At 35.0% G+C, this 13,198-nt stretch carries 13 protein-coding genes; 5 read left to right on the forward strand and 8 right to left on the reverse strand.

The window, feature by feature from the left end:
- The first annotated feature begins 2 nt into the window (after positions 1-2).
- On the forward strand, positions 3-1,343 hold the full coding sequence (locus tag QYS49_RS16045; RefSeq protein ID WP_308348755.1) for an efflux RND transporter periplasmic adaptor subunit: 1,341 nt from the start codon (positions 3-5) through the stop codon (positions 1,341-1,343).
- A 50-nt stretch (positions 1,344-1,393) separates the two neighbouring features.
- Here the strand turns inward: QYS49_RS16045 and QYS49_RS16050 are convergent, their stop codons facing one another.
- Entirely contained in the window at positions 1,394-2,602 is a 1,209-nt protein-coding gene (locus QYS49_RS16050; protein WP_308348756.1) for a hypothetical protein, read from the reverse strand.
- 158 nt (positions 2,603-2,760) lie between these two features.
- On the opposite strand from QYS49_RS16050, the gene QYS49_RS16055 reads away from it, so the two are divergent.
- The 4 genes from QYS49_RS16055 (at position 2,761) to QYS49_RS16070 (ending at position 5,954) form a co-directional block, all read left to right on the forward strand.
- Positions 2,761-3,816, forward strand: coding sequence for a DUF4221 family protein (locus QYS49_RS16055; RefSeq protein ID WP_308348757.1), 1,056 nt, complete (start codon positions 2,761-2,763; stop codon positions 3,814-3,816).
- Positions 3,767-4,735: a hypothetical protein gene (locus QYS49_RS16060; protein ID WP_308348759.1), complete on the forward strand. Its 969-nt coding sequence runs from the start codon at positions 3,767-3,769 to the stop codon at positions 4,733-4,735. Before QYS49_RS16055 ends, QYS49_RS16060 begins: the two co-directional genes overlap by 50 nt.
- 149 nt (positions 4,736-4,884) lie before the next feature.
- Entirely contained in the window at positions 4,885-5,484 is a 600-nt protein-coding gene (locus QYS49_RS16065) for a SatD family protein (protein ID WP_308348761.1), read from the forward strand.
- Complete coding sequence (locus QYS49_RS16070; RefSeq protein WP_308348763.1) at positions 5,481-5,954, forward strand: DUF3307 domain-containing protein; 474 nt, start codon at positions 5,481-5,483, stop codon at positions 5,952-5,954. The genes QYS49_RS16065 and QYS49_RS16070 overlap by 4 nt, the downstream gene beginning before the upstream one ends.
- A 333-nt stretch (positions 5,955-6,287) precedes the next feature.
- On the opposite strand, the gene aroF is transcribed toward QYS49_RS16070, so the two are convergent.
- The 7 genes from aroF to QYS49_RS16105 all read right to left on the reverse strand — a co-directional run bounded on the left by aroF (position 6,288) and on the right by QYS49_RS16105 (position 13,190).
- Positions 6,288-7,301 carry a 3-deoxy-7-phosphoheptulonate synthase gene (gene aroF, locus QYS49_RS16075; RefSeq protein ID WP_308348765.1) on the reverse strand — a complete coding sequence of 338 codons (1,014 nt, stop codon included), beginning with the start codon at positions 7,299-7,301 and terminating at the stop codon, positions 6,288-6,290.
- A 308-nt stretch (positions 7,302-7,609) separates the two neighbouring features.
- The gene (gene trpA / locus QYS49_RS16080; RefSeq protein WP_308348767.1) at positions 7,610-8,383 is read right to left on the reverse strand and encodes a tryptophan synthase subunit alpha; all 774 of its coding nucleotides are present in this window, start codon (positions 8,381-8,383) and stop codon (positions 7,610-7,612) included.
- Between the two features lie 103 nt (positions 8,384-8,486).
- Positions 8,487-9,668: a tryptophan synthase subunit beta gene (trpB, locus tag QYS49_RS16085; protein ID WP_308348768.1), complete on the reverse strand. Its 1,182-nt coding sequence runs from the start codon at positions 9,666-9,668 to the stop codon at positions 8,487-8,489.
- Between the two features lie 120 nt (positions 9,669-9,788).
- Positions 9,789-10,421, reverse strand: a complete 633-nt coding sequence (locus QYS49_RS16090) for a phosphoribosylanthranilate isomerase (protein ID WP_308348770.1) — start codon at positions 10,419-10,421, stop codon at positions 9,789-9,791.
- 24 nt (positions 10,422-10,445) lie between these two features.
- Complete coding sequence (gene trpC, locus QYS49_RS16095) at positions 10,446-11,267, reverse strand: indole-3-glycerol phosphate synthase TrpC (protein WP_308348771.1); 822 nt, start codon at positions 11,265-11,267, stop codon at positions 10,446-10,448.
- 183 nt (positions 11,268-11,450) lie between these two features.
- Positions 11,451-12,437: an anthranilate phosphoribosyltransferase gene (gene trpD, locus QYS49_RS16100; protein ID WP_308348773.1), complete on the reverse strand. Its 987-nt coding sequence runs from the start codon at positions 12,435-12,437 to the stop codon at positions 11,451-11,453.
- Between the two features lie 177 nt (positions 12,438-12,614).
- A complete protein-coding gene (locus tag QYS49_RS16105; RefSeq protein ID WP_308348775.1) occupies positions 12,615-13,190 on the reverse strand; it encodes an anthranilate synthase component II in 576 nt (191 codons plus the stop codon).
- Between the last annotated feature and the right edge of the window lie 8 nt (positions 13,191-13,198).

Here is a 13,198-nt window from a genome sequence, read left to right on the forward strand (position 1 = left end):
CCATGGCTAAGAAAAAATCATCAAAAAAAACATTATATATCCTGATTGCAATTGTTGTTGTATTAATAGTTGCAGCAATTATAGGTAAAAAATCAGGTGTAATAGGACAACCGCCTTCTACTTCTGTTGAAGTGGAAGAAGTAAAGAAAAGAACCATAATTGAAAAAGTGAATGCCAGTGGAACAGTACAACCTGTGGTGGAAGTAAAACTCAGCCCTGATGTGGCTGGTGAAATCACAGAATTGGCTGTTGAAGAAGGTGATCCTGTGAAGAAAGATGACCTTTTAGTGAAAATCAGGCCTGATAATTTTCAAAGTGCATTAGAAAGAGCAAGAGCTAATTTGAACCAACAAAAGGCATCTTTAGCACAAGCCGAAGCTTCATTAGAACGTGCAAAAGCGCAACTAACTCAAGCAAAGCAAACTTTCGAACGTCAGAAGAAATTATATGAACAAAAGGTTATTTCAACAGCTGATTATGAAACAGCTTTAGCAAATTACCAAGTAGCTGAAAATGATAAAGTAGCTTCAGAAAAAAATGTATTGGCAGCAAGATATACCGTAAAAAGTAGTCAGGCTACAGTAGATGAAGCTAGCGAGAACTTGAGAAGAACTACCATTTATTCACCTGTGGACGGTACCGTTTCAAAACTAAGCGTTGAGCTTGGCGAGCGTGTTGTTGGTACGCAGCAAATGGCAGGTACTGAAATGATGCGTATTGCCAATTTGAATAATATGGAGGTTCGAGTTGATGTAAATGAAAATGACATTATTAGAATTAGCATTGGTGATACTGCTAACATAGAAGTAGATTCTTATACTTATATGGAAAAAGAATTCAAAGGGGTAGTGACTGCCATTGCAAATACTGCCAACGATAAAGCCTCTCAAGATGCAGTTACAGAATTTGAAGTAAAAGTAAAAATCTTGAATTCTTCATATGAGGATTTAATTAAGAAGGATGGTGATTCACCTTTCCGACCAGGTATGACTGCCAGTGTAGAAATTATGACAGAAACCAAAGAAGATATTTTAACTGTGCCTCTTTCCTCCGTTACTTTGAGATCTCCTGAAATTAAGCAAGATTCTACTTCTAGTGAGGAGACACAAGAAAGACAGCCTAAAAAAGAAGCAGAAGTAGTATTCATTGTGCAAGATGATAATACCGTGAAAATGATGGAAGTTAAAACTGGTATCAGTGATTTTGAATATATTCACATTCAAGAAGGTTTGACTGCCGGCCAAAAAGTTGTAAGAGGGCCTTTCTTGGCTATTTCTAAAACATTGGAAGATGGGGATTTAGTTCAAGAAAAGAATAAAGGAAAAACTAAAGGACAAGAATAATAAATAAAGAGATTTAGAAAATTAAAATGGCAGTTTTTAACTGCCATTTTTTATTGTATCCCAATCACAATTCCTGGGAAGAAACTTCCCATTGAGAACAAAGAAGGCTCTTGATTTTCTACTGCAGTTAATTGATAATTTATAGCTGCACCAATTTCTAAATCTCTTAACTTAGTAAGTTCAAAGCCATAAATTAATTCTGATCTCAATATCTTAGGCCCTTTTAAAAATTTTATATCTCTTGCTTTTTGTTGCCAAAGGCTCGCATTGATTTGTAAAAATTTTGTTTTTTCAGGATTGCTCCACTCTTTTTCCAAACCATAAGCCATCCCCCAAATAGGTAAGCCGCTAATAGAAAAATTATACCCAAACTGAAGTAAATTACCAAAAAACCTACTTCCTGTACCTAAGGCAACATTCGATAAAAACATATCTGTTGACCTGAAACTCAAATGCCCATGACTTGCATCAACATTTAGCAAGCCTAATGGCACTCCCTTATTGTTACCGCTGATATTAATCAATCCAATTTGATTTCCATTATTTACCTTGCTAATATTAATTAATCCAATCTGCCAAGTATCATTAAACAAACTGGTAAATTCATGACCAAAACCTGCAGTTCTAGCATAATTAAATAATCCCAATTGTAAGCCATTAGTCTGTCCATCGGAATAATTGAATAAAGGAGCAATCTGAAAACCCACCATCCCGATCTTAGATGAATTGATTAAACCTGCTATTTGAGCACCCTCTAAATATCTAGATTTGTTAGTCAGAAAGCCTAACTGAAAACCTTTAAAACCTGATGCTGCCGTATTAAAAGTAGAAATTTGCACCCCTGTCCCATTCCCAAAAGTTTTGTTAGTGATAGCAGCAAATTGAATACCCTTAAAAGTATTCTCTAATTTTTCCTTTGGGTTAAGTTTATTATGAACTCCTGATACATTTGCAAAACCAGCGAACTGAAAACCCTGAAACTTTTCATAATTGTAATTGGAAATAAGTGCTAACTCAATGCCACTTACGCTTCCAGTAACACCCGATGTTAGATTCAGTGACAATTTGTAATGATTGGATATCTCATCTACTGTATGATTACTAAAACCTGGAAAAGCTGAAAAATGGATTTTTGATTGTTTGCTATACGATTGGGCGAATAATTCTACAGAAGTAAAAAAGAAAAACAGAAAAACTATAAATTTAAAGATTGAAAAGATGCTTTTTGATTTCTTTCTTTTTTTTATAATATCTTGCATGCTTTATGGTTATAGTTCAAATTTAACTAACTAATAACTAATTAAAACCATTCTTATTGCCAATGTATAGAATTCTACTTGTATCCGTTATTACTTTACTGATAAGCTCATGCGAAGGAACTGATGATCAAAAATTAGGTTTCACAATAATTGATAGCATGAAAATAAAGCTAGATAATGAGACTAATGAGATGACCTCAAGTTCTCAATTTAAGAATATTGATGGTACGGATTATCTTTTTCGTTTTAGAGATTATCAGTCCCCGAAAAATCCTCAACAACTAGAAGTAATTAACTTAACAGACGAAAAAGTTGAAAAAATAATTGATTTTCCTTTAGAAGGGCCTAATTCCTTTAATGAATTGGTAAATTTCCATGTACATGATTTCGATTCCATATTTTTCCATAATGAAGCTTTTCCACTAACTTTTTACCTGACTGACACCAGCAAAAACTTAAAGCAAAAGTGGGAAATTGAAGATATGGAAATTGGTGCGGGTTGGTCGTCAAATGCCTCTCCCTTTTTGATAGAAGATAAATTTTACTTTTGCAGCATATCAACTCAATCTTTTTACCCTGATGATCAAGATTATATTGACTATAAATTTTTAAGCTACTTGAATTTAAATAATGGGAAAATCAAAGAAGTCTCCTCTATTGATTACCCGAAAATATTCAAGGAAAATTACAAAAATGGAAAATGGTATCCTTGGAGTGGAAAACCTTATTTCCACTATTACAATGAAAATATCTTTGTAGGATTTAATATGAGTCCTGAAATTACAAGCATTAAGCAGGGCAAAACTGAAAATATTAATCTGGAGATTTCTTTTGCAAAATTAGCAGAAGCAGTTAGTATTGATATTAATGATTTCGCTTCTAATCAGTTGCATTTAATCGGCAGCCCTCAGTTAGGAAAAATGGTTTACGACCCCTATCGAGATAAGTTAATTCGACTTTACAAGCATCCTATTGAAATTGATGAAAGTGAAGATAGGTCAAATGTCTATTATCGATCTAGATTCAGCTTGCTCTTTTTTGAACTAAACGGAAAGCTAGCTGCAGAAATAGAACTCCCTAAAAACACATTTAATCCATCAATTATAATCCCGACCGAAAAAGGTTTATTAATCAATACTGACAACCCATTTAACCCAAAAAACAATGAAAACTTTCTTGAGTTTGACCATATTTCTTTTAATGATATGCAATAGTTTTTCAATTAATGCGCAATCTGATCCTACAGGAAACCTATTCTTTTGCAGGGCCAATGCCGATATGGGTAAAATCATTCCTATTGATGATAAAGTGATCATAAGACCTGAGAGAGCTAGTTTTTTAGTGCTGGCAAACCCAAATGGTTTAATTGAAGATACTATTAAAATGAAGAAAGAATGGGGTGCTATTATGGGCGTGGTTCCCACATCTGATTCCACCTTTTCGGTAGCTTTAGGAGCTCATGGTTTTAAAGTTCTTATTAAAAATAATCAGTTTTCAATTCAAGAAGAAATCCCAGCTGAATTTTTTATTAAAGAGTATCAAACGGGAATGAAAATACCCATTAGAGATTATATAATAGGGATCACCCCAAATACAAATGCACCAAGAAAGCACAGCATTTATCAATTTGCCTTAATTCATAAGAAAGACTCTCAACTTATAATCTTGAATGAACCACTTCCTTTAAAATCAAGATATTACCAGGGAATGAGTCATTTAGTAGATTATTATGTGGCCAATAATAATCTGATTATCAATCATTCAGAAGCGAATTCTCTGATCATACATGATTTGGAAAATGCACAAACTACTATCAAAAATTTCCCTGAAATTGAAGATAAAAAGAAAGAGATTTGGTATGCGATTGTGGATAATGCAAATGATGATTTCTATTTAATTAGAAATAGAAAAAAAGAGCTCAATGAAGTTTATTCTTATAATCTAGCTTCTAATGAACTTCGATTTATTTTATCCACAACACAGCATATTTCAAGTATCAATGAATCAAGAGCATTCTATAGAGAAAAAGATGAAGAAGGAGATATCTGTTTCTATTTTATTGATTTGAAGCAAAAAGAGGAGGCTAAATCAGAAATACTAAAGCTTGACGAAGTAGTTATTAAGAAAAAATAACTTTCATAAACACCATTTATTATTGACATTTCCATCAAAATAGATAAATATCGACAAATACATCTATATTTTATTATATCGATATAATTATCTATATTTGTAATTATCGATAATAATGACGATATTTATATCAGACATAAAGCATTCTAATGATCGCAGTCATAACAGGGGACATTATTAATTCAACTGAAAATGCATCCATTAATTGGTTGAAAGAACTTAAATCAGTTTTAGATCAATATGGAAGTAGTCCAGAAAAATGGGAAATCTATAGAGGGGATAGTTTCCAATTGAAACTTCCAGTTGAAAAAGCTATTACGGCAGCTTTCCACATCAAGTCCACCATTAAACAAATTAAAAACAAAGATGTAAGAATCGGGATTGGAGTAGGAAAGGAAGATTATATATCCGAAAAAATATCCGAATCAAACGGTATTGCCTATCAAAATTCAGGCTTATCCTTCGAATCTCTTAAAAAGAATACTCTATCCATTAAATCAAATGATGCTAGCTGGGACGAACCCTTAAATATAATGCTGGAATTAGTGCTTTTTATTGCAGATAAATGGACAACAAGTCAAGCTGAAGCTATTAAAGCAAGCATTGAGAATCCTAATAAAAACCAAAATCAACTTGCAGAACTATTACAAAAAACTCAAAGTACTATCAGCGCATCCCTTGATAGAAGTGGATATGACAGCCTGAAAAAAATAGTTGACTATTATAAGAAACAAACCCAATTGTTATGATTTCATTTCTACTAAAAGCTTTAATCGCTCATGTTTTGGGTGATTTTGTATTTCAACCAGACCGTTGGGTAAAAGACAAACAATTAAAAAAAGGGAAATCAAAATTCCTATATTTTCATATCATCATTCATGCTGGTTTATTATCGGTTTTATTACAATTTAACTTTGAGTTTTGGTTAGCATTCCTTGTCATTCCTATCAGCCACTATTTAATTGACATCATAAAAATCTATCTTGAAAAAAGGATCAATTCTCGATATCTGTTTGTATTTGACCAGCTAGCTCATTTAGTAGTCATTTTAGGTTTAGCTTGGTATTATTATCCCCAATTAATCAATTTTGACTTTCAAGTTTCCAACACTCTATTGCTTTTATTATTAAGCATTTTACTGCTTACCTATGGTGTAGCAGTCTTCATAAAAGTTATCATGTCAATATGGGATTTACCGGAAGATTCAGATCAGGATTAATTATCTAAAGCAGGGAAATACATTGGGATTTTAGAACGATTGTTTGTTTTTTCATTTGTCTTAATGGAAGAATGGCAAGCTATTGGGTTTTTAATCGCTGCGAAATCAGTATTTCGATTCGGAGATTTGTCCCGTGCTAAAGATCGAAAGCTCACAGAATATATTTTAATTGGGACATTACTTAGCTTTGGTTTTGCTATTTTAATTGGTCTGTTATATAAAAATATAACCAATCAAATCTAAGTGAAATAATTTGATTTGATGTTAATGAGCACTAAAGGGAAATGGGTTTCCATTTCCCTCTAGTACAAAACATTTCTGCATAAAAGTTTATCAATTCAACTCTCCTCTAAGCTCATAAGCTTTTCGCATTTTGTTTACCATTGCTGTACTCTCTGCAAAGTATAAAGATTGCTGTCCGTCACTCATCGCTTTTTCAGGATCAGGATGTAATTCATAAATCACTCCATCTGCTCCTGCCATAATTCCTGCCAAGGCAACGGGCTCAACATGCTTCCTTATACCGATTCCATGAGATGGATCGACCACGACTGGCAAATGAGTTCTATCCTTTAAAACCGGGATCGCATTAATGTCCAAGGTGTTTCGGGTCATGTTTTCAAAGGTTCTGATTCCTCTTTCACATAAAATCAAATCTTCATTACCTCCACTAAAAACATACTCAGCAGAATAAAGCAATTCTTCAATTGTACCGCTCACGCCTCTTTTAATCATCACCGGTTTGTCCACTTTACCCAGCTCATCCAATAAATTGAAATTCTGTGTGTTTCGGGCGCCTACCTGATAGATATCAATGAAATCATACATTTCCTCCACCTGAGAAACTTGCATCACTTCAGTTATGATTTTTATTCCAGCCGCTTTGGCTTTGTCGTGCCACATTTTTAAGCCTTCCATGCCCAAGCCACGAAAGGAATAAGGTGAACTTCTTGGCTTGTAAACTCCACCACGCATGATTTTCACATCATTCTCCACCAAATGAGCAATTACGGCATCCACTTGGTCTTCATTTTCAATACTACATGGACCCGCCATGATATTAAAATGGTTCTGTGAAAGGATATCGCCATCACGTAATTTAATTTCAGCTGGATTAACCTTCCATTTCTTTGAAACCAATTGATAATTATCAGATACCACATGTACATCCTTAACACCAGATAGATGTCCTATTTCACGGATGTCAATATCTCCTTTCTCCAAGGCTACCAAGTAAAAGCCTTTTTGGGTTTGTACCTCACTCACAGATTTTGTGAATTTGCCCAAAGAGGATATTAGATCTTCTTTTTGGGTGCTGTTTATGTTTTTTTCTAATTGTAAAATCATATTTTAGATTTTTAGGGTCTAGAACCTAGAGTCAAGACTTGATGTCGTTCTTCCAGATTTTAGATGGTTTATTTACTTTTTTTTACACTATATAACAAAATTTCATTGGTCATAATCCATCAAACAACACCCCTATAGTCCCCTCAAGGGGACAGTCTCACAGATTCACGTCAGTAGAAACCATAAGTATATCACTATTTTTTTCTACTTAAGTAAATTTTATAAAGTGAAATTATATTAAATTAAAAAACAAATATAATTCCGTGAGACTCCCCCCTTGAGGGGGGCGAAGGGGGGTGTCGAAATCACTAATTTCTTACCATATTAACAAAACCCTCAATACTGCCTTCCAAATCATCCCCATCCAAAGCCTTAATAAAAGCACTTCCAATTATTCCTCCATCTGCATATTCATTCACCATGCTTAAGGCTTCATGATCGCTAATACCGAAACCTACCATTCTTGGTGTTTTCAAATTCATGGCTTGAATTCTTTTTAAATAATCCAGTCTTTCTGGACTATCACCCCAACTTCCACCCGTGGTGCTGGAACTGCTCACCATATAAATAAATCCTCCTTCTTGAGCATCCACTTCCCGAATTCTTTCTTCTGAGGTTTTGGGCGTTATCAGAAATACATTTTTCAAATTATACTTTTCAAAAATAGGCTTAAACTGCAATTTAAATTCGTGCATTGGCATATCGGGCAGAATCAATCCATCCACTCCTACTTCAGCACATTTTTGGCAAAACTTTTCAGTACCGTATTTCAAAACATTATTGCAGTAGCCCATTATAAAAACGGGCTTATCTGTAATTTTTCTTAAGTCAGCCAGTTGATCAAAAAGGGTGTTCAAATTCATTCCATTATCCAAAGCTTTCATACTGCTCTGCTGTATGGTGGGTCCATCAGCCAAAGGATCGGAATAGGGCATTCCAATTTCAATCACATCCACATCCGCTTTATCCAATGCTTTTAAAATAGTTTTAGTATCATTCAGATTAGGATAACCGGCAGTAAAATAAATCGTCAGCTTTTCTTTATCCTTTTGCTGAAATATATGTTCAATTCTGTTTTTCATTTTGTGAGAGTCAAGAGTAAAGAATCTAGAATCTAGAATCTAGAAAAAATGGTCAATTCTAAATCACTAATTCCTAATTAAAAAATTCGTAATTCGTAATTAATCAGTAGTTTCCAAAGTTTATGTAAGTCTGCAAGTCTTTATCCCCTCTTCCTGATAAATTTACCACTACTATATCATCCTTTTTAAATTCAAACTGATCTAAAGCAGCTAAAGCATGGGCAGTTTCTACTGCTGGAATAATGCCTTCCAATTTACTCAATTCAACTCCGGCATCCATGGCTTCTTTATCGGTTACATATTTAAAGATTCCTCTTTTGCTTGCATATAAATGGGCATGCAAAGGTCCAATTCCAGGATAATCTAATCCAGCTGAAATAGAATAAGGTTCTGTCACTTGTCCATCTTCAGATTGCATCAATAAGGTTTTAAATCCATGCAAAACACCCGCGCTTCCTCTGGCAGTAGTGGCGGCTGTTTCACCACTATCTAAACCATGACCGGCTGCTTCCACCGCTACTAATTTCACTTTTTCATTATTCAGATAATGATAAAATGCACCAGCTGCATTGCTTCCTCCACCTACACAAGCCACTACATAATCGGGTGCATTGGTGCCTTCTTGTTCTTGCAATTGCGCCATCATTTCTTCACTTATTACCGACTGGAAACGAGTTACCATATCTGGAAAAGGATGTGGCCCTACAACCGAACCAATGATATAATGCGTGTCATCCGGATTATTAATCCAGTAGCGCATGGCCTCATTGGTGGCATCTTTCAAAGTTCTGGAACCAGAAGTAGCTGGAATTACCTCAGCTCCTAAAATTTTCATGCGCTCCACATTCGGCTTTTGCCTTTCCATATCTACCTCTCCCATGAAAACTTTGCAAGGCAAATCCAATAAAGCACAAGCTGTAGCAGTAGCCACACCGTGTTGACCAGCTCCCGTTTCGGCAATAATCTTCTTTTTGCCCAATCGCTTGGCTAATAAAGCTTGTCCAATGGCATTATTGATTTTATGCGCCCCTGTGTGGTTCAAATCTTCTCTTTTAAGATAGATCTTAGCACCGTGTTTCTCAGAGAGTCTTTTCGCTAAATATAAAGGTGTGGGTCTTCCAACATAATCCTTCAATAAAGCCTTGAATTCTTCTATAAATTCTGGCTCTTGTGAAATCTTTAAATAATTATTTTTCAGCTCCTCGATATTCGGATGCAAAAGCTCTGGAATATAAGCTCCACCAAACTCTCCATAATATCCGTTTTCATCTATTTTTATTTCCATGTTTTTTTTAGTTATAAGTTTTAGGTTATAAGTCTTAAGTATGGAATACCTCACTTCCATCTCCCCACTTCAAACTCCCAAAATTATTTCAAAATTCGATCTGAACTAATTCATAATTTCTCATTCATAATTCGCAATTACCTTTCGAACTTTCCCCACGTCCTTTAATCCAGGTTCAACTTCCAGCTTACTATTAAAATCCAGTGCATAAAGATTTTTAGACTTCAAATTTTTCACCATTTCCATATCTTCTACACCCAAACCACCACTGAGGAAAAATGGCTTTTTTATTTTACTATTTTCTAGCACATCCCAATTAAATTTGACTCCATTTCCCCCTGGTAACTTCCCTTTAGTATCAAATAAGAAGTAATCTGCATCAGCATATTTGTTTATAATCTTGGTACCAAAATCATCATCCACTGAAAACACTTTAATAACTTCCAAACCTTCTGATTTTAAGTATTTTACCATTTCTGGAGCTTCATTTCCATGCAATTGAACAATATCAAAAAAGCCTTTATCAGCATAATTTAAAATCACTTCCACGTTCTCATTTACAAAAACACCTACTCTTTCTGTTTCACCAAAATTCAGCTTTATAATTTCCTTCATTTGAGCCTCAGATACATATCGAGCAGATTTTTCATAGAAAATAAAGCCTAAATAATCGGGTTCAAATTCTAATATCTTATGGATGTTTTCCTTATCCCGCATCCCGCAAATCTTTATTTTAAAGTCTTGTCCTTGCATATTTATAAGGTTTTGATTTAAAATTTATACTTTTTGTTTTCCTTCTTCAATAGCCAACAAATTCTTCACTTGCTGGGAAAAACGCTGACAAGCTTTGCCTGGCTCACTGCTTTTCATAAATGAAGTTCCAATTAAAAAGCCATCAAATCCTGCATTTTTCATTGCCACTACATCCTCAGGTGTTTTCAAACCACTTTCCGCAATTTTTGGCACTCCGGCTGGTAATTGATTGGCTAGCTTCTTTGCTACTTCTAAATCTGTATTAAAGCTTTTCAAATCACGACTATTGATTCCCACTAAGTCAACATAATTACCATAATGTGAATCTAATTCTTCCTGGTTGTGAACTTCCAATAAAACCTCCATTCCCAATTCATGCGCTAATGAAGCCAGATCCTGACATAATGATTTATCGATCATAGCTGCAATCAATAAAATTGCATCGGCTCCATGTGCTTTGGCTTCATAAACTTGATAAGGATCTAACATAAAATCCTTGCGAAGAATTGGGCAATAGTTGAATTTTCTGGCTACTTCTAAGTCTTTTAAGCTTCCGCCAAATGAAGGTTCATCTGTCAAAACAGACAATGCACTAGCCCCACTTTGCATATAGCCAATAGAAACTTCCTCTACTGAAATATGCGAATTAATCTTTCCTTCTGAAGGCGATTTCCTCTTTATCTCCGCTATAATCCCTGTTTTCGTTTCGTCCATCACATAGGATTTCAAACTGACTGGCTTTGATTTATAATAAAGCTTCTGCTTCAAAAATTCAACTGGGAATAACTTTTGACGCTCTGCTACTTCTGCTTTTTTATATTCTGCTATTTCTTGTAGTATATTCATTTCTTTTATTTAAGTATTAAGTTTTAGGTTTTAAGTAATATGTAGAGGTATCAAACTTCTAACTTCATACTTCCCACTTTTATATTTCAACCTTATTTCTAATTATTTCATTTTAAACCTATATCCGGTCTGACCTTCGGTACTGACCTAAACTTCCATCTTCCCACTTCTAACTCCTAACTTTTACCCCAACAACTTTTTAAAAACCCCATAGGCTTTTCCCGACTCAATGGCTTCTTTTGCTGCTTCAGTTGCATCTTGCAGGCTATTATATTTTCCTGCTGCTTGTAATGCTAACGCGCTATTGGCATAAACCACAGAATTTTGAGCTTTTGTTCCTTCTCCTTTTAAAATATCAGTGAAGATTTTAGCTGCTTCTTCTATGGTTTCACCCCCATGAATCTCTTCTGCCTTGATTTGTTCCAAACCAAAATCGGTTGGTTTTAAGATTTGCTCTCCTCTAGAAGAAAACACTTTGGTTTCTCCTGTTAGAGAACATTCGTCATATCCTTCTAAATCATAAACCACACTGTATTGTGTATCTGATTCCTGAAATAAGTAAGAATAAATTCGTGCTAATTCATGACTAAAAACTCCTGCCATTTGTTTTTTGGGTAAAGCTGGATTTACTAAAGGACCCAACATGTTAAAGAAGGTTTTAACTCCAAGCTCTTTACGAATAGGCCCCACAAATCGCATAGCAGGATGAAATTTTGGTGCATGCAAAAAGCAAATTCCACTTTCCTCTAATTGCTTTTCTAATTCAGATTGCTCATTAGTAAATTCATAGCCAAAGTGCTCTAGCAAATTCGAACTTCCGCATTTGGAGGAAACTCCATAATTACCGTGCTTCACCACATTTTGTCCGCAAGCTGCTACTACAAATGCAGACATGGTACTTATATTAAAGGTGTTTTTCCCATCTCCGCCAGTACCGCATAGATCCATACCATCATAAGTAGATAAATCAATTGGCACTCGTAATTCCATTAATCCATCGCGAAAACCCGCTAATTCCTCCACCGTCACTGGACGAATCATGAAGAGGGTCATAAAAGCCGCCAATTCTGAATTATTAAACTCGCCCTGACCAATACGTAAGAAAATAGCCTTAGCTTCTTCCTTAGTCAAAGTATTGTATTGTGATAATCTATTTATTAGTTCTTTCATTCTTTTTTAGTCTTAAGTTCTAAGTATTAGGTTATATGTTTTTAGAATCGAGAAAAACTTCATACTTCGATCTTCCTACTTCTAACTACCTATTCCAATTTAAAGCTAACTCCGGTCTGACCTTCGGTACTGACCTAATCATTCTTCATCCAACATCCTTCTCCCTACTTCCCACTTCTAACTTCCAACTCCCACTATCCAATTCCTCAACATCCTTCCACCTTCTGGCGTCATCACCGATTCTGGATGAAACTGCAAGCCACAGACATCATATTCTTTATGCTGCACTGCCATGATTTGGCCATCATCTGAGCGAGCTAAAATCTCCAAATCTTTAGGGAAATCCACCTCATCTATCACCCAAGAATGATATCTTCCTATGCTGATTTCTTTATTTACTCCTTTAAATAAATAATGATCATTTAGAATTGCCTTACTTTGAATACCATGCATAACAGGCTGTATGTTCAAAAGTTTACCACCAAAAGCTTGCCCTATCGCTTGATGTCCTAGGCAAATACCCAAGATTGGCTTTTCAGAAGCATATCTTTTAATTAAATCCAACATGATCCCTGCATTTTCGGGAACACTCGGGCCTGGGGAAAGCAAAATTTTGTCATATTGAGCCACTTCCTCTACTGTAATCTTATCATTTCTGATGACATCAATTTCCACATCAAGATTTTGCTGTCTGATGACCTCCACCAAATTGTAAGTGAAGGAATCGTAATTATCGAGTAATAATATCTTCATTTCCCTTG

The organism is Marivirga salinae, assembly GCF_030503855.1.
Lineage (GTDB): Bacteria > Bacteroidota > Bacteroidia > Cytophagales > Cyclobacteriaceae > Marivirga > Marivirga salinarum.

What these genes read in the sequence shown, in the direction of transcription:
- QYS49_RS16045 (WP_308348755.1), top strand. Translation starts at nt 3, where the DNA reads ATGGCTAAGAAAAAATCATCAAAAAAAACATTATATATCCTGATTGCA.
- QYS49_RS16050 (WP_308348756.1), bottom strand. Translation starts at nt 2,602, where the DNA reads ATGCAAGATATTATAAAAAAAAGAAAGAAATCAAAAAGCATCTTTTCA.
- QYS49_RS16055 (WP_308348757.1), top strand. Translation starts at nt 2,761, where the DNA reads ATGAAAATAAAGCTAGATAATGAGACTAATGAGATGACCTCAAGTTCT.
- QYS49_RS16060 (WP_308348759.1), top strand. Translation starts at nt 3,767, where the DNA reads ATGAAAACTTTCTTGAGTTTGACCATATTTCTTTTAATGATATGCAAT.
- QYS49_RS16065 (WP_308348761.1), top strand. Translation starts at nt 4,885, where the DNA reads ATGATCGCAGTCATAACAGGGGACATTATTAATTCAACTGAAAATGCA.
- QYS49_RS16070 (WP_308348763.1), top strand. Translation starts at nt 5,481, where the DNA reads ATGATTTCATTTCTACTAAAAGCTTTAATCGCTCATGTTTTGGGTGAT.
- aroF (WP_308348765.1), bottom strand. Translation starts at nt 7,301, where the DNA reads ATGATTTTACAATTAGAAAAAAACATAAACAGCACCCAAAAAGAAGAT.
- trpA (WP_308348767.1), bottom strand. Translation starts at nt 8,383, where the DNA reads ATGAAAAACAGAATTGAACATATATTTCAGCAAAAGGATAAAGAAAAG.
- trpB (WP_308348768.1), bottom strand. Translation starts at nt 9,668, where the DNA reads ATGGAAATAAAAATAGATGAAAACGGATATTATGGAGAGTTTGGTGGA.
- QYS49_RS16090 (WP_308348770.1), bottom strand. Translation starts at nt 10,421, where the DNA reads ATGCAAGGACAAGACTTTAAAATAAAGATTTGCGGGATGCGGGATAAG.
- trpC (WP_308348771.1), bottom strand. Translation starts at nt 11,267, where the DNA reads ATGAATATACTACAAGAAATAGCAGAATATAAAAAAGCAGAAGTAGCA.
- trpD (WP_308348773.1), bottom strand. Translation starts at nt 12,437, where the DNA reads ATGAAAGAACTAATAAATAGATTATCACAATACAATACTTTGACTAAG.
- QYS49_RS16105 (WP_308348775.1), bottom strand. Translation starts at nt 13,190, where the DNA reads ATGAAGATATTATTACTCGATAATTACGATTCCTTCACTTACAATTTG.